Below are 25,374 nucleotides of genomic sequence, written 5' to 3' on the forward strand. Positions count from 1 at the left end.
ATTGGGAAATGGAATAGAATCTTTATTATCTCTGAGAACCAGTAAGATTTCATTATTACTATTAAATAAAATCATTACACAACCTGGAATTTTATTCAGATTTTTCTTCTAATTAAAAAAATGATAACTGTTTAGGAATGTTGTATGTTAGGATTTTGAAACCAAATCTGTACGGTTTTTTGGCAGACCATTTCTGATGGCTATAGCGATCGCCTTTTTTCCAGAGGATAAAATTAAGTAACTATTTACTTAGTAGTTTTGGTAACACAACCTTCCAGGTGGTTACAGGCTGGAAGGTTGTGTTGCACTTTCGCAAATTTCCTCTACTTATCAACAACTAAATTATTAATTTTCCATCCACATTTATCAGTTAATTTATCGCTATTAATACTCGTATTTTGCAAAAGTAAATAAACACTATTTTTCCCCCAAAGAGAAAAATAAAAATCTGAAGTTATTCTAGGAAAATAATTTTTAGCGGTTGTATCAAGAAAATTTCCTTGCTCATCTAATAGAGAAAATTTAATAGATAAACCATTACATTCTTGATGAAGAAAGTCTAACTTGCCAGTAATTTTTACTGAAGAAGATAACTCTCCTAAATAGAGAAAATATTTGGATGTTTCTTTACTAATATCCCCAGGGTCTGTCATGAAATTATAACTATTATTAGAAACTTGAGTAACTGCCGAATAATTATAAGTAATATAAGGAGATTGATTTAAACTCATCCAGTCTAACTGTCTCCCCGGACGTTGGGGAACTTTTTTTTGCATTGCTGATAAAGTTTGTACGGCAGTTGGTACAGAAGTCGGACGAATCCTTTGATAAAAACTAACAGTTACTCCTCCATCTAAAGTAAATTCTTCTGGCAATTTTTGGAAGTCTTGACTAATGGGTAAATTTTGAGTAAAAGCATCATAAACCAACTTAACTAAATCTTGTTGTCCTGGTTTTAAGACTTGTTCATCAGTTAATAATACTTTCTGAAATGGATGAGCAATAACTACATATTGTGCTGCTAATAATTCTGGTAATGGGTAAGTATCACGGGTGTCAATATGTGGTTTACTTATTGCTCTTAAGTTAGACGAATTTTCAGGATTAATTATTCGGTTTGTGTTTCTAATAATATTGGCATTAAACTGATTTGAGGAAGCAGCTATATATACTAATTCTCGATTCGGTGCTAATTTACTTAGATAATTAGTTAAAGCCAAAACTTCATCGTAGTCAGAACGTATTAATGGGGAAAAGTTATTGGCAAATAATGGTCGTAGAAAGTTATTAAATTTGCCGACAGGTGTTAAACCAAAGATGATATTAATGATTAAATATATTCCGGTAATGCTGAGAATTATTAATTTAGTTTTGCCTTGAAAAGTATGAATGGTTATCCAGATAAATGAGGATATTCCTAAAACTATTATTGGGGTTAAATGTAGGGAGTAATGAATATTTCCATAGCGCAGCCAAATTAACCATTCAGCTACAGAAAATATTCCGAATAATAAGAGAAAAATAGTGGTGGATGGAATTAGAATTTTTTTCAGAACTCCTACAGAAAATCCGATGGCAACTAATAGTAAAGTTATTAATCCATAGAAACAGCTATAACGCCAGAATATGTCAGGTATTGATAAGCTCCAAGCTGCATAAAGAGTTCGATAATTTTCTGTTAAAGAACTTTGGATAAAACCCCAGGCAAATATTGATATAGTCAGGAAAGCTGTTAGGAAAATTAGACTAATTTTTATCGCACTTTCTAACAAATTATCCATTTTTAAAGGAAATTTAGGGAGATTCAAACTTTCCTTTTCAAACGAGGATTTAGATAGATTCAAAGTCCCCCTTTCTAAGGGGGATTTAGGGGGATTAAAATTAGTCAAAAAGTCGAGAATAACTTGACAACTAATCGCAGCCAAAAAAGCTATGGCGCTATAGGCAAAATGTCTTCTTAAAACTATAGATATTCCTAAACAAAATCCAATCATAGGAATTTGCCACCAAGCAGTTAATCTAATATTTTTTAAGTAAAACAAAATCGCCAATAAAATAGGTAAAGTCGCTCCCATATCCGGATATCCTCTTAAACTAGGACTCCAACTTATAGGTATTAGTAAAGCGATCGCTACTGTTGACCAAAATACCCATCGAGAATAAACAGGAATTAATTTTGTAGCTATGGCTCCTATTAATAAACTAAAGGGTAATAAATAGATCAGATTAAGACTGAGGATATAAACAATTCTGTGGTTGCCAAAAATATAAAGAAATGGAATTAATGGCAATGTGATTAGATAATTTTTCTGTTGAGATAAAGAACCTATAATATCATTAATTGCTCTTTCGGTAGATTCTCGAAATAAATTTGTTAAATTATTTGCAGCATTCTGATATCCTACAAAATCCCACCAATAAATTGTATGTTCGTTAGATACATATATTGATGTTATAGCAATAATAATAAAAACTACAGTCAGCAAAAGAATTATATTAGTCAAAAAGTTAGACTGTGAATTAAACTTAGTATTTAATGATTTTAAAAAAGAGTAAGTTTTCATGTTTTATATTAAATATGTTGGCAATAAAAGTGTTATCGGAAACCGGGTTTTAGGGAGGTAGACATTAGTTAATGGGGTCTTTCATACAAACCCAGTTTCTATATTTGATAGCTAATTTTATAGCTAATTAATTAGGGAAAATTATCTGATACTATAGTAATCCTAAATGGGTGCATATCACATTATTCCCTGTTCCCTAAAAAAGGAAAATTATCTGATACTATAGTAGTCCTAAATGGGTAAATCCCACATTTACTAAAATACTTTTTTCCTCCATAACTATTCCTTTCATATCTGTTCCCTGTTCCCAGTTAAGTGTTCCCTAAAAAAAGTAAATAAAAAATGGAACTTATACCTGTTTTCTGTTATCTATAGATATAGCAAATTTCATCAAATATTGGGCATAGCTATCACAGGCAAGATGCTTGTGCTACCTTATTGTTAAGCTGAAAAAAATCAGCCCCAAAAACACAAACTACTGCCAAAAAACTCTAATTGTAAATATTAATATGAAAGCATTAATTCTCTCTGGTGGAAAAGGAACAAGACTACGCCCTCTTACCTATACAGGAGCAAAACAATTAGTACCAGTTGCTAATAAGCCTATTTTGTGGTATGGAATTGAAGGTATTGTGGCAGCAGGTATTACGGACATCGCAATTATTATTAGTCCAGAAACCGGAAAAGAAGTACAAGAATTAACAGGAAATGGCGAACAATTTGGCGCTAAAATTACTTATATTCTCCAAGAGCAACCTGCTGGTTTAGCTCATGCTGTTAAAATTGCTCAACCATTTTTGGGAGATTCTCCTTTCATTATGTATCTGGGAGATAATATCATTGAAAGTCAGCTTGGGCAATTTTTAGATACTTTTAAACAGAAACAATTAGATGCTTTAATTTTATTGCGCAAAGTTCCTAATCCTAGAGCTTTTGGTGTAGCCAAAGTAGATGAACAAGGAAAGGTATTAGGATTAGTTGAAAAGCCGAAAGTTCCCCCATCAGATTTAGCACTTGTGGGTGTATATTTCTTTTCTCAAAAAATACATAATGCTATTGCTAATATTAAACCTTCTGCTAGGGGAGAATTAGAAATTACTGATGCTATTCAATATTTAATTGACCAACAAACTCTTGAAGAACCAGAAATTTCTGTGGAAGCACGCACTTTAGAAGGTTGGTGGTTAGATACTGGTAAAAAAGATGATTTACTGAGTGCGAATCAAATTATTTTAGATACTCGAATAACTACATCTGTAGATGGAGAAATAGATTCTAAAAGTCAAATTATTGGCAGGGTAAAAATTGGTAAAAATACAAAACTAATTAATTGTAGTGTTCGAGGTCCGGTAATAATAGGTGATGATTGTCACTTGGAAAATTGTTTTATCGGACCCTATAGTAGTATTGCCGATAATGTGACTTTAATAGATGTTGATATCGAACATAGTGTCATATTACAAGGAGCAAAAATTATTGAAATTCATCAACGTATTGTTGATAGTTTGCTCGGCCGTCGTGCGCAATTAATTAATGCTCCACAACGTCCTAAAGCCTTACGGTTTATGATTGGTGATGATAGTCAAATAGAATTAACATAATTAGGTTTAGTAGTGAATTGTTTCACATAAATAAAATAGTGCATGGGGTAGGGGCGGGTTGATCTGAATTACTTGTGAAAACCGTTAACTAACTTGTGAAACCCGCCCCTACGAATCCTGATTCCCTAATGCACAATTTTAGCTGTGTCAATTTACTACTAAACTGAATTTTAATTTGATAAAAATATGTCTTTTAGTCGTTACAAAAGTATTAGTTTAGTTCTCCAATAATTTCAGATTAACTATCAGGAAGCTGATTTTATTCTTGAGAAGAAGTTTAATGTTCCTGAGTATTTCAAAAATGATATACAAATAGTTATGCGAGAAGGAATAGTGGATAATTCAGAATTTGCTATTTGTGAAAATTTGATTTATCCTGTTTGAAAATAAGTCTGGAAGTCTTATTGTTATAAGTTGACTTTGTGGAGTCATCAATCTCTGATTTATAATGATAATTTATCTGGATTTCCTGAATATATATTAGCTAAACTTTCCCCTTAAGGAAAAGTTATTTTTGATAAACCTTATCTACTTTTAGTCGAGGCAAAACAAGATAAATTTGATGAAGCTTGGGGAAAATGTTTAGCCGAAATGGTAGCTGGTCAAAAGTTGAAGAATAATCCAAAATTAGTAGTTTTTGGTATTGTTTCTAATGCCAAAATCTGGCAGTTTGGTAATTTAACTGAAGATAGCTTTACTAAAAATATTACTTTTTACATTTTTCAAGATTTAGACCAGTTATTTGCTATAGTTAATTACGTTTTTCAACAATGTGAATTACAGTTAGATAATCTAGTCGTTGTTTGATTTTTTATTTCCTAAAAAATTAACTTTAAATCTATTAAAAAGTAGGGGCGGGTTGTTGCTAGAGTTTTTATGCTTACTTGAAAATTTATATAAACCCGCCCTCATGGACAAAATTAATTAAATATTTCAGCAGTAGGGGCGGGTTGTTGCTAGAGTTTTTATGCTTACTTGAAAATTTATATAAACCCGCCCTCATGCACAAAATTAATTAAATATTTCAGCAGTAGGGGCGGGTTGTTGCTAGAGTTTTTATGCTTACTTGAAAATTTATATAAACCCGCCCTCATGCACAAAATTAGATATAGCATTTTTCATATTTTAAATGACTATAAACTCCCAAGGAGAAACCAATATAAATACTATCTACTTTCTCACAGTTAACTACTATTCAACTGAGTTAATTAAAAAATTAATCTATTCCATCAAATTAACTTCCCACCTCTTTGAAAAAATTATCATTATTAATAATTCAACTGATGATAAGTCTATTTATCAACTTCAAGAAAATACCACAATTATTATTGAATCAGAAACTAATTTAGGATTTGGTAAAGCCTGCAATTTAGGATTAAATTGGATTGATAATCAAAATCCCCAAGCAATAGTTTGGTTAATTAATCCCGACGCTTATTTATTACCTGATTCTTTGGAAAAAACACATCATTTTTTAGCCGAAAATCCAGAATTTTCCATATTAGGAACAACCGTCTATGAACCCACAGGTAAAGTTTGGTTTGGAGGCGGAAAATTTATTCCGGAAAATGGCAAAATAATTGCTGACGAATTTCTCTCCAACACAGAAACATCAATCACAGATTGGGTGACAGGATGCAGTATGTTAATTAACTTCAAAAACTTTGAAAAATACCCTCAGTTTGATGATGATTATTTTTTATATTATGAAGATTTTGATTTCTGTAGACGCTATGCTAAACAAGGTCATAAAATTGCTATAACTCAGAAAATTTCCGTACTTCATCAACCATCTTCTGTTACTAATAAAAATCCCGAATTAAAATTTGAACATAGCATCTATAGTTACCTCTTAAGTTTAGCCAAACATGCTAATAAATCAGTTTTAATATATAGATTACTCAGAATTACTATAGCAGCCTTAATTATGTTACCAATAAATTATAAAATAGCTAGTATTAAACTCAAAGCCATTGGAAAATTTATTAGACATAATCATAGTAGAAAAAAGTGAAACTTGATAGAGGATTCCAGGTTTATAAATTATATCAAATCCAGTAATGTACAATTTAAGACCGTAGGGGTTTGGTCTCCAAACCCCCCGAAAAGAGGAGAGAGAGGAGAGGAAGAAAGAATCCTGTCTACAATCAAAAAAAATGTCTAATTCAATTATTAATAATTAAATTTTAGCAGTGTGGGCATCTTGCCCGCGTGGGTATATCTTACCTAGTCTAAACTTTCCTGTTCCCTGTTCCCTTCTTTTACCATCAAACTTTCCATACGCAAACTCTAACTAACTAAACTAATTAAAATACCGAAAACTTTTGATAAATTATTGATAGAATATTCTTCCAAATCTACAATTATAGATTCTTTTTCTAGCTCTAAAAATTGCCAAACTGTTCCAGTTGTCACAACGCCATAAATTTTATTAATATTGTTGCCTTTTCTTTGATTAAAAATTTGAGCAGCTAGCATTTCTGCAATACATTGAGAAAAACCAGATTTGAGATTATCATTTTTGGCTTCTACTAAGGTAATAACTGGCGCTTCAATCACAAGTTGTCTGACAGAACGACTAATAATAAAATCACAAAAACCATTTAAACCTTGGTCAGGATTAACATTAAATTCTATTCCTGAAAAAATACTAATTTGATTATTTAGTTGTTTCTTTATCTCTACTAAAATTGGAGCAACAATTAACTCTGAACGAGCTTTTTCTGAACCAATAGCAACTGCTAAAGGTATATAATCTTTTAAAAGTTCTTGGAGTATTTTACCAGGCAAAACTTCTGGTAAATTGTTAAATTTTCCCTGAACTTCAACTAAATTTAGATTAAAGTTTGTTATGAGTTCATCTAAGTTAAATTTACTATAAGGCATCTTTTTCAGTTATCAGTTGGGTAGAAACATTTGTAAGGGTTCAGCTATTAGGAATCCTAAATAGGTTGTAATATTTTATCTAAGGGGGTTTGATTTCTTTTCCCCAAGTGCTAAGGGGTTTGGAGACCAAACCCCTACAGTTTTTTCTCACATCTCATTCCTGATTGCTATACAAAGTTTTTCATCAACTAATTATCCGGATTCTATAGAGATGTTTATTAAAGTATAGTCTTAAAGGTGGGGTTGAAAGACAATAGCTGATAGCTATATTAATTATTATTCATCACTAATTTTTTCGCAATAGGCATTCTCCAACCTGTACCAAAAGCTCGATCGCTAATTTTTAAACCAGGGGGTGCTTGTCTACGTTTAAATTCTGCCCGCATGACTAATTTAACTACTTTATTTACTACTTCTGAATCATGTCCTGCTGCAATAATTTCTGCTAAAGATTCGCATTTTTCTATTAACCGAAATAAAATATCATCTAATATATTATAAGCGGGTAAAGAATCTTGGTCTTTTTGATCTTCTTTTAACTCCGCACTTGGAGCTTTTGTGAGAATATTTTCGGGAATAATATTTGGCTTTTTAGTAATTAGTAAATTTTCGGAACCAAAGAAATTTGGATTGGCATTAACTGCTTGTTCATTCAACCACCGACATAAAGAATAAACGCGAGTTTTTGGAACATCGGAAATTACTGCTAAACCACCGTTCATATCACCATAAAGAGTACAATAACCAACAGCCATTTCTGACTTATTGCCTGTGGATAAAACTAAATGACCAAACTTATTAGAAATTGCCATTAATAAATTTCCCCGAATCCGAGATTGAATATTTTCTTCTGCAACACCAAAATTTGTACCTGCAAATAAACTTGTCAAACTATTGTCATATTCTTTCATTAAATCCTCAATAGGTATCACCTGTTTAGCAATACCTAAATTGTCTGTTAATTCCAAAGCATCTTTCACCGAATGTTCGGAACTGTAGGGAGAAGGCATTAAAATAGCAAAAACATTTTCCTTTCCTAATGCAGCAGTGGCTATTGCAGCAACTAAAGCTGAATCTATTCCTCCACTTAAACCCAAAACAACTTTAGAAAAACCACACTTTTGCACATAATCTTTGACACCCAAAACTAAAGCAGACCAAATTTCTTCATCCTCAGTTTCTGGCAAATTTATAGTTTCAAAATTAGGAGCTATTAAATCTTTTTTTGCCGAATTAAATTCTACAACTGCTAAACTTGTCTCAAAAGATTTAGCGCGATAAATTACATTTCCAGTACGATTAAAAACTACACTACAACCATCAAAAATTAAATCATCATTACCACCAACTTGATTCACATAAATAATAGGTTGATGATAATTATTCGTGCTATGTTCCAACATTGATTCTCGTAATTTTTGTTTCCCAACTCCGTAGGGAGAAGCTGAGATATTAATCACAAAATCAACCTGTTGTTCTGCCAATTCTTGCATCGGGTTACAAGGATAATTTCGCTTTCCCCAAAATCCCTCATCATTCCATAAATCTTCGCAAATAGTAACGCCAATTTTAGCCGAAAATTCTGATATTTCTAATGTGAAAAAATCGCTAGTTTTTCCAGGTTCAAAATATCGGTATTCGTCAAAAACATCATAAGTAGGTAAAAGTCGTTTATGGAATATTTGTTTGACTTTTCCATTAGTTAATAAAGCTGCACTATTAAATAAAGATTTTTCTCCTGTTTCCGCAGCTTGAGAATTAAAAATTACAGTTCCCACTAAAACAGCTATTTCTAATGGTAAATCTTGAGCTAAATTCTCTAATTCTACAGCAGCAGCTTCAATCAAACTAGGATAAATTAATAAATCTCGTGGGGGATAACCTATCAATGATAACTCTGGAGTTATTATTAATTTGGCATCTAATTTTTGGGCTTTTTCCACTGCCTCCAAAATTAATTTAGCATTGCCAGAAATATCACCAATAATAGGATTAAGTTGAGCGATCGCTATTTTCATAATTTTCGATAATTTGTAGAATAAATAGTAAGCATTTAGCTGTCAGCTATCATGCTTTTGGTGTGCCATTAAGGCTTTGTTGAACCAGAATATATTTTACTACAAAAACCCACTGCAAACGGTAGACTCTGTGATCCGCCAATAAATGAATTTCTTGGCTCACAGCAAAAGTCATCTCAAGATGATTAAAGATAGGTGATTTGCTAATTAATGAGACTTCATATAAATTATCTATTAAATATTAGACTATATTAATTAATCACAATCCAAAAAGATAATATAAATAACCGAGTCATCTAAAGATGACTTCAACTATTAGCGAAGGATTTTAATCCTTGGCGAGCTATCGGGTACACTTTACTTTTTGTTAAGACGTGCCAATATGTTATAATTAAGTAGTCGTGCCAAATTAATTTTCTAGTTGAGAAAGGTGACAGGGAATAGGAATAAAAAAAGTGATAATTTCTAGATAAGATTGGAGGTTTCTAATAGTAATGTGTAGTTAATTTTGCATAAGCACTTACAGTCGGTTTCATCAAGTGTGTCATACCATCAAGTGTGTGATATTCTTATTGTAGGTAAAATGCATGTCCTACAAAAAAATTATCGTTATACCTTTTTTCTAGTGAGATAATTATGAATAAATTACCAGAAAAAATATCCTCGAATCTATACGATGGAGATTTTTTATTGTGGGTAGAAGCAACTGCCAATTTATTAAGAGCAGGAAAATTTACAGAAATAGATATTCCTAATTTAATTGCAGAAATAGAAAGTATAGGTAGAAGTGAAAAAAGGGAGCTAAAAAATCGTTTAATTATTTTGTTGATGCACTTGCTCAAATGGAAATATCAGCCATAAAAAAGAACTGAAAGCTGTAAAAATACCATTATTGAACAGCGAACTTCTCTAGAATTATTGCTGGAAGATAGCCCTAGTCTCAAAACATTTTTGCCAGAAGTATTTGATAAATCTTATCAAAGAAGTAGGCTAAAAGCAGCTAACGAAACAGGAATTAATGCTGATATTTTTCCAGAAGAGTCTCCCTTTACTTTTGCAGAAACTCTTGATTTTGAATATTTACCTGATTGAAAAATATGCTCTGACTAAACATAGTCAAATTAAGCACATTTTATGGAAAGTTTCTATTACGAGACTTACCTACGCAAGCCTAGAAACCCGGTTTCTTCGAGAAACCGGGTTTCTTTGCACTAAAAGATTAAGAGACTAATTCTCTACATTCCTGTCACATTTCATGTCGTACAGCAAAACGCCTACTTAGTGAGCGCAACCATTTCCATGATAATCATCAGTATCATAGAATCCATTCTTTGTACCAAAAAATAGACAACCAACACTAAATAAAACAGTTAATCCGATTAGAATTAATTTGATATCCATAATTGCAGATTTTCCTTAAATAATGAATTTTGCTCAAACAAATGAAATTATAGACAATACTTGGCTAAAACGACCATCCCCTGAAGTTGCTCCAGAATTAATAGGTTGTACTCTAGTCCGACGAATATCCGATAATCAAATTATCCGCAGCACCATAGTAGAAACCGAAGCTTATGCACCAGGAGACCCTGCTTGTCACGCTTATCGCCGACAAACTCCACGAAATTCTGTGATGTTTGGCCCTCCGGGAATGAGTTATGTTTTCCTCATTTATGGGATGTACCATTGTCTAAATATTGTGACAGATGTAGATGGGATACCTAGTGTTGTCTTAATTCGAGCTTTACAATTAAATTCTGTCCCAGATTGGTTATGGGAGAATATTCCAAAACAAAAATCAAAATCTAAAACTTCTCGTTTGGCTGCGGGGCCTGGTAAACTTTGTCGTCTTCTTAATATTGACCTCAGTTTGAATGGTTCGCCCTTACAAGTGGGGAAACCAATGTGGTTAGAAAAGCGATCGCCAAAATTTCAGGAAAATTTGCAAATAGTACAAACAACTCGTATTGGAATTTCAAAAGGAACGGAGTTACCTTGGCGATGGTATTTAGCTGACTGTGATGCTGTATCTAAGAGCTAGGGAACACTTAACTGGGAACAACAAATTATCAAAGAGTTTTTCGTATAGGGAAATGCTCCGCAAACAGATTTATAAATATCTTAACCTTTGCTTTGAGTTCTATATCAGTTGACTTTAGGCTTCTAACTTCAGCTATAGTTAATATTAGTAGCTATTAAATAAAAAGGATGATAATACTGAAACAATCTCCATTATTAAGCGAGACTTTCCAAGCCAAAATTCAGGATAAAATCTCAGACAAAAAGCAGGAAATAAAAGAATCTCTTGGAGGAGGTTTCTTTGGAGAAATTGGTGCGACTTTTGCTCAGTTTAAACAAATTCATAACCAATTTAAAGGTAATTTAGGGGAAAATTTTCTATCTTTTCTACTAATGTCATTTCCTGATAGTTGGGTAATGTTTAAAAATGCGTTGATTCCGATTAAATCAAAAAAAGTTACAGAAATTGACCTTTTAATTATTGGTAATGGTGGTGTTTTTTTAGTAGAAGTAAAAACTTGGAAAGGTTCCTTTTCTGCTTATGAAGATAAATGGAAAAGACGGGAAGGAATGAAATGGATACCTGTAGAAAATAGCCCTACTTCTCAAAGTTTATATCACAGAAAAATGTTTGAGCAGTTTATTATGCCTCAAGTTTCTGGTTTCCCGGAAGATTTTATATTTGCTCCTGTAGTTTTTCCTGTAGCAAAATGGATTGGTACAACTAATTGTTCTGTTCCTGTATTGCAAGGTTTTCCAGAATTAGCACAAATGTTGCAAAAATCTCCAGAATGTTTAACAAATGAACAGGTTTCAATAATTAGTAAATTAGTTGAAAATTGTGAACTTTTAGACTCTCCAGAAAAGTCTTCTAAACCTTCTCCAAAACCAAAGCCTATTTTAAATTATGCTCAAGATTCTGGAAAATCTTATTCCCAACCAAAGCCTATTTTAAATTCTACTCAAGATTCTGGAAAATCTTATTCCCAACCAAAATCTATTTTAGATTCTACTCAAAATTCTCAAAAACATTCTCCAAAATCAAAACCTGTTTTAGATTCTACTCAAGATTCTCAAAAACATTCTCCAAAATCAAAACCTATTTTACGAAAGCGTACTCATTAATCTCATCAATAATTTTTTATAGTTATTGGTTGATTTTATTCATACTAATTCCCAACGATTAATGCTGTATTGAAGTAATGCTTAATTCATTAAATAATTAACATAGTCTGAGTCCATTTTTTACTAATTATTAACTATTGAACATTAAATATTATTATTTTTACCCGTAGGGACGTTGCATGCAACGTCCCTACTCTCCGACTAATACACTAAATAAAATGTAAAAAACTCAATAAATGGTATAATTCCTAAACTATTCGCAAGCCAAAATTTCCAACAATTAACCAAGCAAATTCTCTAAAGAAAAGAAATCTATTACATGAGGACAACTTGCCTTTTTTGTCTCTACATAATTCCGCCACAAATTAAATTCACTATCACTCAAATAATTTTTCCAATCTCCGACAATTCCTTTGCGAATATGTGCTTTAGAGGGAATATTTTTATCACCAATTTCTTGAGAAACCAAAACATTAGATAAACTTCCATCTTTCTCAATATGTCCCTGATTTGATTTTTCTTTCATCTTGGTAAAATTAGTTGTTTTAGATATTTCTTCAACATCATAATATTCAACTTCAATAAACTTAGCAAGTTTATGTATAGCTGAAATAGCATTATCTTTTTTCATGTCTTCATACTTTAAAAATAAAGCCTCAATTTTTCCTTCTTCAGAAGCTTTGAAAAATTCTTCGTGATAGTCAAACCAATCACCACTTTCAAACTTTCCTGTTAGTGCTACTTCCGAAAAGAAATGATGCCAAGAACCGTTATATTCAAAAACTTCTTTTCCCCTAACATGATGCCATGCAGAAACAAAGGTATCTAAAGGATGTCTTATACATTGAATTATTCTGGCTGGTTGTTTAATTAAACCTAAACTAGCATGGGATTTAAAAAATCGTGGGGATGGAGCTTTTTCAAACTTTAAAAATGTAGACTTCCAGTTTTCTGTACTTGCAGCCATATCTAACCAAGGAGAAAAACTTTCTGTACAAAAGCCAAGAGAAATACCTTTTTCACTAATTTTTTCTACTAAATGTTCCAGTATTGATATAGTCCAAGTTGTGCCAGACTTTGGATAAGTTGTTACATAAATATCACTATCTCTGGGTAAAAAATGATTAAATACATTTTCCATTCCACTCTTAGTAATAATAGTACAAGTGTAAAAATTTTCTATTGCATTTACATCAAATGAACGAGGTATACAGTTCATTTTTGGCAGAGGAATTTGAAATGAATTTGTATCAATTTCTGTTTCAGACATAGTTAATTAAAATGGATGAAGTTAGTAATATCATAATTGCAGATTTTCCTTGGAAATGATCAACAATATTTGTTTATAAGTCTCTATTTACAATAAAGAAAATTTTTCTGTATAAATTACAACTTTTTTAAAATTGTTGTTTGATAATCTTATTAAAAAAGTTTAGTAAAAATATTATAAATTATCATAAAATAATGCAACTATCAACCCAATAAAAAGGCAAATTTTTTCGTTTAAAAGGGATAAAAATAGAAAAATTTAACTATTGTAAACTAACAAAAAAACCATTGATAACTGAAATAAGATGGTGTAAACTAACAACTGATAACTGATAACTGATAACAGATATAGCAGTCTAAGGAAAGGGCACGGACATTTATAAATCCTGTTTGTGGAGCATTTCCGTAGGAAAAACCCTTTAATTTTCTACTGTTCCCAGTTAAGTGGTCCCTATTCCCTGTCCAAGTAGCGCTATAACTGATAACTGAAATTAACTGATAACTGAAATGACAGCAGCGAGATTAGGAATCGGTGGCCCTGTAGGTAGTGGCAAAACTGCTTTACTAGAATGTATAGTTCCCCTTTTAACCAAACAAGGTATTGAAGTAGCTGTAGTAACTAATGACTTGCTAACTACCGAAGATGCAGAACGACTGAAAAGTGGAGGGATTTTACCAAGCGATCGCATTATTGGAGTGGAGACAGGTAGTTGTCCTCATACAGCTATCAGAGAAGATCCAACGATGAATATTTTAGCAGTGCAAGATTTGGAACAACTATATCCTAATCTAGAACTGATTCTGATTGAAAGTGGGGGAGATAATCTTGCTTCTACCTTTAGTTATGATTTGGTAGATGCCTATATTTTTGTCATAGATGTGGGAGCAGGAGATGATATTCCTCGGAAAAAAGGACCTGGTTTTGTGCAAGCTGATTTAGTAGTAATTAATAAAATAGATTTAGCTCCTTATGTTAATGCTAATCTAGATTTAATTCGCCAACAAGCGCCAGTATATCGTCAAGGGAAACCCATTGCTTACACTAACTGTAAAACTGGAGTTGGATTAAATGAAGTAGTTAATTTTATTCTAGAAAGAATTTTATTTCGTGCTGTTTTCAAAGAGGGAACAGAGAACAGGGAACTGGGAACAGGGGAAGGTAATTGATGATTTATGGATAAGAATTGATTATATTTTTAATTTTGAGAGATATCTAATAGGCATTTCTCAAAGTCCAAAATAAACAAGACTTACCCAAACTTTTAGACAAAATGCTATCTTTAAAGGGCGAATACCATTCTAGATATGGTAGTTGTGCGTAAGTCCTGATAAAATTAACTTTTCTCCATAAATTACCAGCTATTTCTTTCTTTTTAAGAAATGGTATTAGAGAGAGATAATTATCAATTATCCATTATTAGTTATTCATTATTAAAGTTCCCTGTTCCCTTGAATTTAAAAAAGTGATAAGTAGAAATAATTTAGAGATCAAACTAGAGCGCAATAGTTATAATAAAACTGTAGTAACTCATCAATATACCAATCATCCTTTACGTTTATCTAATGTATTTCGTTTGGATGCTACCGATATGGGTACTGCTTACTTGTATCTTACCAGTACATCACCTGGGTTATTAGCTGGAGACAACTTGAATTTATCTCTAGATTTAGAAAAGGGAGCTAGTCTTTATTTTACCGATCAAGCTGCCATTAAAGTTCATGCTATGCCAATTACCGCTACCAAAGCAACAACTAACACAAAAATTAAAGTTAAAGCAGGAGCGAGATTAGAATTTGTAGCAGAACCTCTAATTTTGTTTGCAGATGCAGCATTAGAACAAACTACTCAGATTCAACTTGATTCTAATGCAGAACTTTTTTGGAGTGAGATTATGATTCCTGGTAGATTAGCTAGGGGAGAATGGTACAAATTTCGCTATTATTTTAGTCAGTTAAAGATGATTTCTATGACAGAAGAAATATGTTTTAAAGATGCTATTCACTTAGAAGGAAAAGATAATTTATTTAAGGATAGTGATATATTTGCTTCCATGCCTATATTAGCTAATTTAATTGTTATTCAACCAAATATTAATCGGGAGTTACTGAGTCAAAAACTGGAAAATATTGAGGCAGCTAATTGTTCAGAAATTCTTTTAGGTAGTTCTGTATTACCTAACAATAAAGGTTTATTAATTCGTGTTTTAGCTAGTAAAACTATACAAATAAAACAGTATATTAAATATGCTTTAAATTGTGTTCGTAATTTAACTAATCGCTCCAGTTTACCCTATATTCCTAAATAAATTATAGTAATTATCATAAGATTAATCCCCCTAAATCCCCCTTTGAAAGGGGGACTTTGAAGGTTTTCCCGCTGACAAAAGGTGACTTTTTCTTAACTCCCCCCTTACAAAGGGGGGCTGGGGGGGATACCAATAAGTAACAGCTTTTCCAAGAAAATTTATAACAAAATTTTTGACTTTTATTTTTGACAGAGGTGTTTTAAATGGTCGAACAAATTAGAGAAATAGCAGAAACTTATATTGGTAATATAACCAAAGATACAAATCTAGAACAAAGGGTAAAATCAGCCCGCAGTTTAAACAATTATTTAGAAATATATCTGAGTCAAACTGATAGTTGTAAAGGCAGAATCCAAGCTCAATCAACTTCTGGAATTATTGTTGGGATTATTAAAAATAGAGATTGGTCTTTATCTGAAGGAGATGTATTTATTACCAAATCTAATAAACTATTATTAATTCATTTACAAGAGCAAAAATTGATGGTATTAAGTTTTACTGAACCAGTAGAAAATTACGCCATAGAATTACTTCATCTAGGTCACGTTTTGGGAAATCATCACTGGCCGATTATTGTAAATAAAAATAAAATTTATATTCAATTAGTGGCAGATGCAGAGATAATTGAAGACACTATTAACAAGTTTAAAATTCCTGGTTTAAAAATAGATTATGAATTTCGTTCTGCTCAAGAACATTTTCATTTTTCACAGCATAATCATCATGGCTAAATAGAAAAATGTAGGTTAAAAAATCTAACCCCCCAACCCCCTTCTATCCCCCCTAACCCCCCTTTGAAAGGAGGGAAGAAGGAAGGGGGAGAAAGACTCCCCTCTCCTTGCAGGAGAGGGGCTGGGGGAGAGGTCTTGAAGTTAGCTCCTTCCTAACCGACAATTTTAGTCTTGACAGGGTACTACGCTTATTTCAATGTATTAATTATTTCTTCTTACTGGACTGTTTCATCTAAAGCTGTGCAGAGCGATTTTCTCCCTTGTCTCCCTTGTCTTCCTTGTCTTCCTTGTCTCCTTTGTCTCCCTTGTCTAGAGACAATCAAAAAGTAATGCACCATTTAAGATGAAACAATCCACTACTCCCTAATCCCTACTCCCTACTCCCTAAAATGACTGAAATATCCCAACAACTTGCCTTAATGCAGTTATCTGATTCTTTTTTTCCGAGTGGTTCTTTTACCTTTTCTCACGGATTAGAAACTTTAGTTCAAAAAGGAAAAATTAATTCCCAAGCAGAAATTTTGTATTTCTTAAAAATATTATTACGCAATAAAGTTGGAGTGAGTGATGTGGTAGCATTAATTCATAGTTATCGCGGTATTAAAAACGGAAATTTAGAGGCAGTAAAAACAGCAGATAAACAACTATTTATTCAAACAGCGATCGCTAAAAATAGAGAAACTCAACGTCAAAGTGGACGTGCTTTATTAATGGTAGCTAATTCTACTTGGCAAGACGAACGATTAAAAATTCTCAATCAAGATGCTATTGAGGGAAAAATACACTGTTTACATCCAGTTATTTTTGGTACTATTAGTTCAGTAGCAGGTTTAAAAGAACAAGATGCAGTCTTAGCTTTTTTGCATGGTTTAGTAACAAATATATTGGGAGCAGCTATTCGTTTAGGAATTTTAGGACATATACAAACACAACAAATTTTACTGCAATTAGTACCAGATATTGAAGCAGTTTGTTCGACAGCTCCATCAATGAATTTAGAGGAAATGTGGTCTTGTACTCCTTTGATTGATATTGCTCAAATGCAACATTCTAAATTACCTCAAAGATTATTTGCTAATTAATAATGAATAATGAATAATGAATAATTATATAGAATCCTGTTCAACAGTTGTCATTGCGAGCGGTAGCGAAGCAATCTCAAGGGTTTTGCGAGATTACTTCCTTCTACTCCGTTCCAGTCGCAATGACTTGAAAATAGTAATTTTTCGGACTTTATATTACCTCTTTTTATAAAGTAGAGAATTAGCCAAAAGAAACTTTTTATAACCAGTAAAAAATAAATGATTAATCATTCACTCAAAGATTTTCAGCATAATCATAAGTATTTTGTGGAGCAAATTAAAGAAACACAAAAACCTCTTTTTTTAACAATTAATGGTAAAACAGAGATAGTTATTCAAGATGCAGTTGCCTATCAAAAATTATTGGCAAGATTAGATTATGCTGAATCAATAATTGCAATCTGCCAAGGAATAAAATAATTTAAACATAGTGAAGGAAAACCTGCCCGTTTTGTATTAGCAGAGTTGAGGAAAAAACATGATATTTCAGATTGAAATTCCCCTAGGGTTTGGTCTCCAAACCCCTACAGTTTTTTTGACAAATAATTTACAATTTTCATCTAATTAGTTGATACTTTCAAGTTTGTTTTTTAAATATTGTTTCCAAATAGGATTCAGAGCAAATACTGTCGAATTATTCTTTAACTTCCCATCTAATAATAACCGCTTTTTCAGAGATTGAATTAAGTTGATAGATTCCTGAATAGATAGTTCTGATTTTTTAATTATTTCTCCTATGGAAATAGATTCGTCTTGGTTAGCTATTTGCTCCATAATTCTAATTTCTACAGGAGATAAATTTTGCAATTGTTGTTCTAATTCTCCTTGCAATGTCTCTGGTAAAATTAGGGTTTCATATTCCAGAAATTCTGCTACTTGACCGCTAAATAATTCTTGAATTGTTGTTGCTACCATATCTAACCATCGGGGATTTCCTTGATAATTATTAATCAATTTTTCCCAACATTCTCGATCTGCTAATTTGTGTTTTTCACATATTTCTTGAGCAGCATTTCCTAAACTTCCTAAAATAAAAGTTCGCACTGGATAATTTTCGGTTTCTAATTTGATAATTTCTGGAATTTTTTCTCTACTTATTAATAGCAAACAATTCTGATGAGAGACTGTGGCAAATAGTTGGAAAAAATCTTGATAATCTTCATAACCAGATTTATATTTACCTGCTATTTTTCCAGGAGAAAATAATTTTTGTATGTCATCAAATATGATGCAGCAACGATATTTTTCTAGGTACTTTTGGAGTTGTGATAATAGGGTTTCAATATTGTCTGAAGTTTCTGTTTCTGGTGCGAAAACTTTTAGGAGATTAGTCAGAGTTGTGGTGAGAGTGGGAGAAAAGCGAAGGGTGCGATAAATGATGTAATTAAACGTAGGGATTTGGTCTCCAAACCCATTCATACCATCCATCAAATTCGTAGGGGTTTGGTCTCTAAACTCATCTTGGTTTCCAAACCCATTTATTTCCTGAATTAATTTTAGAGCAAGGGTGGTTTTGCCCATACCACTTATTCCTAAAATAGAGATGACACGGAGGCGAGCGATCGCTATCCATTTTCATAAGATTGAAAGTTCTTCTTTGCGACCATAAAAGTTGATAATTTCTGGTGCTTTGTCGAGGTCGATAATATTTTGAGTTGGTGTTGTTTGAGTTTTGGTTTTTGTTGGGGAAGCGCGAGGATTTGACGGACAAATATTAATGTTATTTGTTACGTTATTTTCACCGATAGCAGCAGGTGCAAAATTGTAAATTTTTGCATTTTCTAATATTGTTCTGAAGTTTGTTTTGGTAATATTTTCATCAAGTATTTCGGATAAAGTTTTCCATAATTTAGAACCGATATATCTGACATGAGTTTCGCTTGCATAAGTTTCCTCAGCAATTTTTTTGTAGGTTTGGTTTTCTAAAGTACGTTGCAATATTGTTTTTTGTAAGTGATCTAAATCTTCTCCAGTATGCTCAGAAATTAACTCTTCAGCTAACCTTAAGATTTCTTGAATATTCATAGATTGGGAAATGTTAGGTGGTAGGGAAAATTATAACAAACAAATCGTACATTTCCTACAAATAGTACATACAAAATGAGGGGAAATTACCAACAATTCCTACTTGTAAAGCCAGATATTGATGAGACAATATCAAACTATAGTAGACTGACACATCTAATTTTGTGCATTAGGCAATTAGGCTCTGTAGGGGCGGGTTTCACAGTTAAGTTAACGAGTCTTTACATTAAGCTAGATAAACCCGCCCCCAATGATATAAGTAGTCGCCCTCCTGGGGGCGGGTTTATGTAAATCTTAGATTAAGCATGAAAATTTCTGCTCAAACCCGCCCCTACCCCATGCACCATTTTAGGCGCGTCAGTCCAATAGCTTGGGTTAAGTTTATCTTGCAACCCAACCTACTTTATTCATTAAAACAGGGTAGTCATGGTTACATTAAATTCTAAAAATTTATCGAAGTTTACTTTCAATGGAGGAGCAGGTAAAATAAATCAGACTTTAGTATTTAATACTAATGGTCAACAAGTTGGTAGCGCCTTTTACTTTAAACCAATTAAACTTGATAAAGATACTTCTTTTGAAACCAGCTTTTCATATATATCAGGAATAGATGTTGGCTTAACATTCCTGCTACATAACGATCCCAGAAAAGACAACACTTTATCAACTGACTCTTTTGATAGTGGGGAAGGAATTACATCAAGCATAGGTATAGAATTAGATGGTTTCGTCGATAATGAAGTCAATTTTAACATAAATGGTAATTTTACGCCTGCAGTTTCAATTCCCGCAAACGTACAGTTAAGTAATGCAGATGGAAGTATTAATGTTTGGATTGAATATAACGGTAAAAATGATCGACTAAAAGTTTTTACAGCTAGCACGACTACTAAGCCTAGAACCCCTATTTTATCCACAAAAGTAGATATCGTAGATACTATAGGAAATAAAGCTTACGTTGGCTTTGGTGGTTGGAGTTTTTGGGATAATAATTTAGGTGTTAACGGTTGGAATTTTTCCACTTCTGACACCAGTTCAGGAACTGGCAAAAACATCAACGGTAACAACAAAAATAACCGACTCGAAGGAACTAATAAAAACGAAACCATCGACGGCAAAAACGGTAACGACATTCTCATCGGTGCTGCCGGAAACGATACTTTAGTCGGCGGTGGCGGTGCAGACGATTTTGTTTTAGGCAGTGGCAAAGCTTACAAAAAAAATGACTTAGGTATTGATACTATCACAGACTTTCAACCCAACGTTGACGATATTATTCTCGATACAGATACCTTTGTCACCCTGAAAAGTGATTTAGGAGAAGGATTTAGTATTCAGCGAGAATTTGCATCAGTTAAAAACAAAAAAGCCGTTGCTGGTTCAATCGCGGATATAGTTTACGATCGCTCTACTGGAGATTTATATTACAACGCCAATGGTGCTTTATCTGGTTTTGGCGGTGGCGGAAAAATCGCTACATTAGAAGGTGCGCCCAAAATTAGTGCGTCTGATTTTATCTTAGAATAATCGGTCTCTTTTTTTTCTTGTGGGACAGGCATCCTGCCTGTCCGAAAATAGCCACTCGGAAAATAGCAGGAATCGGCAGGAACGGGCAGGATGCCCATTCCACAAATAGCTTCTCCGAAAATAGCAGGAATGGATAGGAACGGGCAGGATGCCCATTCCACAAATAGTCTCTCCGAAAATAGCAGGAACGGACAGGAACAGGCAGGATGCCCATTCCACAAATAGCCTCTCCGAAAATAGCAGGAACGGACAGAAACGGGCAGGATGCCCATTCCACAAATAGTCTCTCGGAAAATAGCAGGAACGGACAGGAACAGGCAGGATGCCCATTCCACAAATAGTCTCTCGAAAAATAGCAGGAATCGCCAGGAACGGGCAAGATGCCCATTCCACAAATTTTTCTTTTTATTCAATCCTCTCCCTAAAACGAAGAGGTAATTATCAATTATCCATTATCCATTATCAATTATCCATTATCCATTATTGAAAGGTTATCCAACCAACTCAATAAATCTGCTAAACTATTAAAATCAAAAATTGCCTTAACTAAACTTTCTAAATTTTCACCCTTTAAATTAGAAAGGCGATCGCTAATATCTCGATCCACCTCTCCAAAACGTTGATTAACTAACAACATTACGAGTTCCGTTTTACCTTCTGCTCTACCTTCTTCTTTCGCATAATTTATTTTTCCTCTCTCATCCTGGAACATCATTGCTCGTCTATCATATTCTTCTAATTCTTCCTTACTAAAATTAGCTTGATTCGCAATATTTAGAGCGCGTTCAATTTCTGGCACTTCCCCTAAAGGTTCGGGAATTATATTCAAACTAGCAGTTTCTTTTAAAAAGAAAATCCACTTATCAATTAAACTTTCTAATTGCTCTAATTTTTTCTGAAATTTTGGCAATTCCACAAATATTAATTTTAAATCATTATTTATATAGGCAACATTTTCTACCTCCTCTTTAAACACAAATTTATTGATAGCTTTTGGAAGTTTATCAACATCAAACATCTTAAAATCAGTAATTGTCACAGCTATTACTGGATTTAGTAGAAAATAAAGTTCGCCTTTTTCTAATTGATTAGCATAAGTTTTACACAAATTATAAGATACTCTTTTATCAAAAGCTTGCATCGGAGAAACTTGCATTTCAATAATCACTATTGAATTGTCAGATAATGTAGCTCGAATATCTAAATAAGTATCTTTTAAAGATTCTATTTGACTAGGATTATAGGGATTATTAATTGTCAAAGATTGGATGATTTTTTTACCATCATAAATAATAGCATTCAGAAAACTGATAAGTATTTGTTGAGATTGATTAGAACCAAATATTTTTTTAAAGGCATAATCAACTTTAGGACTGATAAATTTCATAATAACTAATGGAATTCCAGTTAAGTAGGCTTTACCTAACTTATACTATATTTTCAACCAATCTATCCAAACTAATTCCTACTCAAAAGTAATGAATTAATAGCTAGTAATGAATTAATATAGCATTTCCCTTTCCTTGTAAGGTACATTGATAATCCCCCTAAATCCCCCTTTGAAAGGGGGACTTTTTGTTGACTTCCCCCCTTTCAAAGGGCAGGGCTAATTCTTTGTCGCCAGAGAATATTTACAACCCTATATTTTTCGAGTCTTGTACTCTCCACCCTCCTCATCCTCCCCATCCTCCCCACCCCGGCTTTCATTCCGACGCTCCTTTAGGAGAGCGCGGGATTTCCTGCCGGGGGAGTTAACTATAGCAACTGCTAAGGTGGTTAAGATATGGAATGATGATGAATCTTAGACTAGGAAACACTTTTTCAACTGTTTCCTGTTCCTTGTTCCCTGCTATAACAATTACAGCAGATTCCGAAGTTATGAGGTACAAATATTAATTATAAAGCTGGGCAAGTGCGGGCATCTTGCCCGCGACAGGTGTACCTCACGGGCAATGGAAAGCGCTGTAATTACGCAGCTTGACAATACTCTTCATAAACACCATCAAGCAACAAATTCAAAGCATCTGCCGCTTTTGCTGCAGCAGTTAAAGCTTCCTGTTTTTCTCCATCAGTTTCACATAGTTTTACCAATGCTTCTTTAGTCACTTTGCTGTGAATTTCATCAGCTTTTTCATGTACTTTAAAAAATGCTAAAGCTGCTTCAGAATTAATACCATAAAATTCTTTCAAACCAGCAATTTTAGTAGTAGCAACTGCCGGAATTTGTGACTCATAAGCATAAAGAGCAGCTAAACCTTCAGCAGGATTTTCACTGCGAGCTAATTCTTTTAAAATACTTACAGATTCCTTAGTTTTTGCTAAATGTTCCCGAGTTTTAACATCCTCTCTTTTTACACCCAAACCTTCAGCAAAACGTAACCATAATTCCGGGTGATTTGCAGCTCCCATTTCTTCTTCAATTAAATTTTCTAAGAGCATTTTCCGAGTTTCTAAATCATCACAAGCTGCATGAGTAGCACTCACATAAGTAGGGAAATAATGAACTTGTAAATAATATTCTTGAGCGTATTCTTGCAACATTTCTAAAGATAATTTTCCTTCATTCCACATTTGATAAAATGTATGCTTTAGTAAATGTTGTTTTTCAATAATTTCATCCAAGAGAGAAATGAATTGTTCTCCAGTCATTTGTTTTTCTTCAAGCAACATAACTTTTTCACTCAATTATTAGTTTAGTTTATAAATAATATCACAATTGTCTATCTTGTCAAGAAGATAAAATATTTTCTTTATATAGCAGCGCTAGGCGTAGGTTGGGTTGAGGAACGAAACCCAACATTAGTAAGTTTTTGTTGAGTTTCACTCTGTATTAGCAAGGTTTTGTTGGGTTTCACTCTGTTTAACCCAACCTACATTTAAAAATTCACTCATAGCTAAATGCTGACTTTGAAAATCACTCTCAAGAATTATTAATTATTAATTATTAATTATTAATTATTAACTATTAATTATTTAACTACCTAATTTTTGTTTCAGTCTCAATTCCTGACTCAATAATAAAACACCTAAAGTAACAATAATAATACCTAAAATTTGTAAACCATGAAGAGTTTCTTGAATAGCTAACCAAGCTAAAATTGCAGTTATACAAGGATTAGTTGCCCCAATAGTTGCAGCGCTAGTCGCACCTATCAATTTAATTCCATAATTAAACATTAAATGACCGCTCAAAGTGAAGATTGCTGATAGAAAACCACCTATCCACATGGAAGTCCAATTAAGTTCTATATTTTCCCCTTGCCAAATTAATAAACTTATGGTAGATAAACCTAAAGTAAAGTAGTCGCAAAACTAATCCAAGTAAAGGGAACCGGATGTATTGTTTCAAAACTTTTTTGGGCATTAACAGTATAGAGAGCGTAAGCAAGTCCTGAACCAATACCAAAAATTACCCCGATTCCGTTATAACTATCCGATGTATTTTGAGTATAAGGAATAGTCAGAAAAGTACCAACTAAGACAACAACCATTATCATCCACCGAAACTTTGTAGGGGGAATACCTAAAAATAACCAAGAAAATAGGGAAGTAAATATGGGGTAAGTAAAAAACAGAGTTAAAGCTATTCCAGTTTTAATTAAACCAATAGATACATAAAGTAGTGCCAAGTATAAAAACATCAGCACTCCACCAAGAAGCGATCGCCCCAATATAGGACGTGCTTCATTATTTCCTAATCCTCTAATGTCTTGCCAGCTCTGTGGGTAAAGTTTTGTTACGAAGGAAGCCATCAATGGAACTGCCAATACCGTTCGCATAAACATTAGTAAGAAAGAATTTTCCAAATTCGGTATGACAAATCCACCTGTGGAAAAAATCCCTAAAATTATTTGTTCATTGAAGAGAACCCTGACAATAATATTTTGGAAACAGAAACAGAAAGATGCCAGTAAAACAATAATAAAACCAAACATAATTTAAGTAGCACAAGCATCTTGCTTGTAAAAATACAGTATAGCCATAAAGAATCATGCGTGAGAAAAAACTGTAGGGGTTTGGTCTCCAAATCTCTGATTTGCTTGGGTTTGGAGACCAAACCCCTACGAGCCAATCTTATACTAATAGGACTTACCCACGAACGCTATTGGTAGGGTGCGTTTTGCGTTCCGCAAAGCTCCGCTTTATATGTCGGCTCAAGCGCCGAAACGCTGCGCGACATGAAAAGCGCACAACGCACAACGCACCAATACTCTATATATA

General features: G+C 33.1%; 22 protein-coding genes and 1 pseudogene. 12 read left to right on the top strand and 11 right to left on the bottom strand.

What is annotated here, in order from left to right; translation table 11 throughout:
* Window positions 1–323: 323 nt before the first annotated feature.
* The gene (locus tag VKJ25_RS03835) at window positions 324–2,564 is read right to left on the bottom strand and encodes a hypothetical protein (protein WP_324235303.1); all 2,241 of its coding nucleotides are present in this window, start codon (window positions 2,562–2,564) and stop codon (window positions 324–326) included.
* Window positions 2,565–3,073: 509 nt separating this feature from the next.
* Here VKJ25_RS03835 and VKJ25_RS03840 point away from each other — a divergent pair.
* The 3 genes from VKJ25_RS03840 to VKJ25_RS03850 all read left to right on the top strand — a co-directional run bounded on the left by VKJ25_RS03840 (window position 3,074) and on the right by VKJ25_RS03850 (window position 6,179).
* Window positions 3,074–4,165 carry a glucose-1-phosphate thymidylyltransferase gene (locus tag VKJ25_RS03840; protein ID WP_324235304.1) on the top strand — a complete coding sequence of 364 codons (1,092 nt, stop codon included), beginning with the start codon at window positions 3,074–3,076 and terminating at the stop codon, window positions 4,163–4,165.
* A gap of 591 nt (window positions 4,166–4,756) precedes the next feature.
* Complete coding sequence (locus VKJ25_RS03845; RefSeq protein ID WP_324235305.1) at window positions 4,757–4,972, top strand: hypothetical protein; 216 nt, start codon at window positions 4,757–4,759, stop codon at window positions 4,970–4,972.
* 322 nt (window positions 4,973–5,294) lie between these two features.
* Entirely contained in the window at window positions 5,295–6,179 is an 885-nt protein-coding gene (locus tag VKJ25_RS03850) for a glycosyltransferase family 2 protein (protein ID WP_324235306.1), read from the top strand.
* A 275-nt stretch (window positions 6,180–6,454) separates the two neighbouring features.
* Here the strand turns inward: VKJ25_RS03850 and VKJ25_RS03855 are convergent, their stop codons facing one another.
* Both VKJ25_RS03855 and VKJ25_RS03860 read right to left on the bottom strand, forming a co-directional pair.
* A complete protein-coding gene (locus tag VKJ25_RS03855) occupies window positions 6,455–7,051 on the bottom strand; it encodes a hypothetical protein (protein WP_324235307.1) in 597 nt (198 codons plus the stop codon).
* Window positions 7,052–7,320: 269 nt separating this feature from the next.
* A complete protein-coding gene (locus VKJ25_RS03860) occupies window positions 7,321–9,069 on the bottom strand; it encodes an NAD+ synthase (RefSeq protein ID WP_324235308.1) in 1,749 nt (582 codons plus the stop codon).
* A 636-nt stretch (window positions 9,070–9,705) separates the two neighbouring features.
* Between VKJ25_RS03860 and VKJ25_RS03865 the strand changes: the two are divergent.
* Window positions 9,706–10,161, top strand: a pseudogene (locus VKJ25_RS03865) (DUF29 domain-containing protein).
* A gap of 186 nt (window positions 10,162–10,347) precedes the next feature.
* On the opposite strand, the gene VKJ25_RS03870 reads toward VKJ25_RS03865, so the two are convergent.
* On the bottom strand, window positions 10,348–10,470 hold the full coding sequence (locus tag VKJ25_RS03870; protein WP_324235309.1) for a hypothetical protein: 123 nt from the start codon (window positions 10,468–10,470) through the stop codon (window positions 10,348–10,350).
* 22 nt (window positions 10,471–10,492) lie between these two features.
* On the opposite strand from VKJ25_RS03870, the gene VKJ25_RS03875 reads away from it, so the two are divergent.
* Together VKJ25_RS03875 and VKJ25_RS03880 are read left to right on the top strand one after the other, a co-directional pair.
* Complete coding sequence (locus VKJ25_RS03875; protein WP_324235310.1) at window positions 10,493–11,110, top strand: DNA-3-methyladenine glycosylase; 618 nt, start codon at window positions 10,493–10,495, stop codon at window positions 11,108–11,110.
* A 167-nt stretch (window positions 11,111–11,277) separates the two neighbouring features.
* Entirely contained in the window at window positions 11,278–12,213 is a 936-nt protein-coding gene (locus VKJ25_RS03880) for a nuclease-related domain-containing protein (protein ID WP_324235311.1), read from the top strand.
* Window positions 12,214–12,493: 280 nt separating this feature from the next.
* Here the strand turns inward: VKJ25_RS03880 and VKJ25_RS03885 are convergent, their stop codons facing one another.
* Window positions 12,494–13,483, bottom strand: coding sequence for a sulfotransferase domain-containing protein (locus VKJ25_RS03885; protein WP_324235312.1), 990 nt, complete (start codon window positions 13,481–13,483; stop codon window positions 12,494–12,496).
* 506 nt (window positions 13,484–13,989) lie between these two features.
* On the opposite strand from VKJ25_RS03885, the gene ureG reads away from it, so the two are divergent.
* The 5 genes from ureG (at window position 13,990) to VKJ25_RS03910 (ending at window position 18,021) form a co-directional block, all read left to right on the top strand.
* Window positions 13,990–14,649 (top strand): urease accessory protein UreG, encoded by a 660-nt coding sequence (ureG, locus tag VKJ25_RS03890; protein ID WP_324235313.1) that lies wholly within the window; start codon window positions 13,990–13,992, stop codon window positions 14,647–14,649.
* Between the two features lie 296 nt (window positions 14,650–14,945).
* A complete protein-coding gene (locus tag VKJ25_RS03895) occupies window positions 14,946–15,788 on the top strand; it encodes an urease accessory protein UreD (protein WP_324235314.1) in 843 nt (280 codons plus the stop codon).
* A gap of 203 nt (window positions 15,789–15,991) precedes the next feature.
* Window positions 15,992–16,519 (top strand): urease accessory protein UreE, encoded by a 528-nt coding sequence (locus tag VKJ25_RS03900; RefSeq protein WP_324235315.1) that lies wholly within the window; start codon window positions 15,992–15,994, stop codon window positions 16,517–16,519.
* 389 nt (window positions 16,520–16,908) lie between these two features.
* The gene (locus VKJ25_RS03905; RefSeq protein WP_324235316.1) at window positions 16,909–17,601 is read left to right on the top strand and encodes an urease accessory protein UreF; all 693 of its coding nucleotides are present in this window, start codon (window positions 16,909–16,911) and stop codon (window positions 17,599–17,601) included.
* 219 nt (window positions 17,602–17,820) lie between these two features.
* Window positions 17,821–18,021 (top strand): hypothetical protein, encoded by a 201-nt coding sequence (locus tag VKJ25_RS03910; RefSeq protein ID WP_324235317.1) that lies wholly within the window; start codon window positions 17,821–17,823, stop codon window positions 18,019–18,021.
* Window positions 18,022–18,165: 144 nt separating this feature from the next.
* Here VKJ25_RS03910 and VKJ25_RS03915 read toward each other — a convergent pair whose 3' ends face one another.
* Window positions 18,166–19,170, bottom strand: coding sequence for an AAA family ATPase (locus tag VKJ25_RS03915; protein ID WP_324235324.1), 1,005 nt, complete (start codon window positions 19,168–19,170; stop codon window positions 18,166–18,168).
* 6 nt (window positions 19,171–19,176) lie between these two features.
* Window positions 19,177–19,626: a helix-turn-helix domain-containing protein gene (locus VKJ25_RS03920; protein ID WP_324235318.1), complete on the bottom strand. Its 450-nt coding sequence runs from the start codon at window positions 19,624–19,626 to the stop codon at window positions 19,177–19,179.
* Window positions 19,627–20,052: 426 nt separating this feature from the next.
* Between VKJ25_RS03920 and VKJ25_RS03925 the strand changes: the two genes are divergently transcribed.
* Window positions 20,053–21,153 (top strand): hypothetical protein, encoded by a 1,101-nt coding sequence (locus VKJ25_RS03925; protein WP_324235319.1) that lies wholly within the window; start codon window positions 20,053–20,055, stop codon window positions 21,151–21,153.
* Between the two features lie 466 nt (window positions 21,154–21,619).
* Here VKJ25_RS03925 and VKJ25_RS03930 read toward each other — a convergent pair whose 3' ends face one another.
* From VKJ25_RS03930 to VKJ25_RS03945, 4 genes are all read right to left on the bottom strand, one after another.
* Window positions 21,620–22,540 (bottom strand): Rpn family recombination-promoting nuclease/putative transposase, encoded by a 921-nt coding sequence (locus VKJ25_RS03930; protein ID WP_324235320.1) that lies wholly within the window; start codon window positions 22,538–22,540, stop codon window positions 21,620–21,622.
* 581 nt (window positions 22,541–23,121) lie between these two features.
* On the bottom strand, window positions 23,122–23,823 hold the full coding sequence (locus VKJ25_RS03935) for a CADD family putative folate metabolism protein (RefSeq protein ID WP_324235321.1): 702 nt from the start codon (window positions 23,821–23,823) through the stop codon (window positions 23,122–23,124).
* Window positions 23,824–24,126: 303 nt separating this feature from the next.
* Complete coding sequence (locus VKJ25_RS03940; RefSeq protein WP_483143729.1) at window positions 24,127–24,432, bottom strand: DMT family transporter; 306 nt, start codon at window positions 24,430–24,432, stop codon at window positions 24,127–24,129.
* An 11-nt stretch (window positions 24,433–24,443) separates the two neighbouring features.
* The gene (locus VKJ25_RS03945) at window positions 24,444–25,088 is read right to left on the bottom strand and encodes a DMT family transporter (RefSeq protein WP_324235323.1); all 645 of its coding nucleotides are present in this window, start codon (window positions 25,086–25,088) and stop codon (window positions 24,444–24,446) included.
* Window positions 25,089–25,374 lie beyond the last annotated feature (286 nt).

The organism is Okeania sp. (assembly GCF_035285525.1).
Classification (GTDB): Bacteria; Cyanobacteriota; Cyanobacteriia; order Cyanobacteriales; family Microcoleaceae; genus Trichodesmium.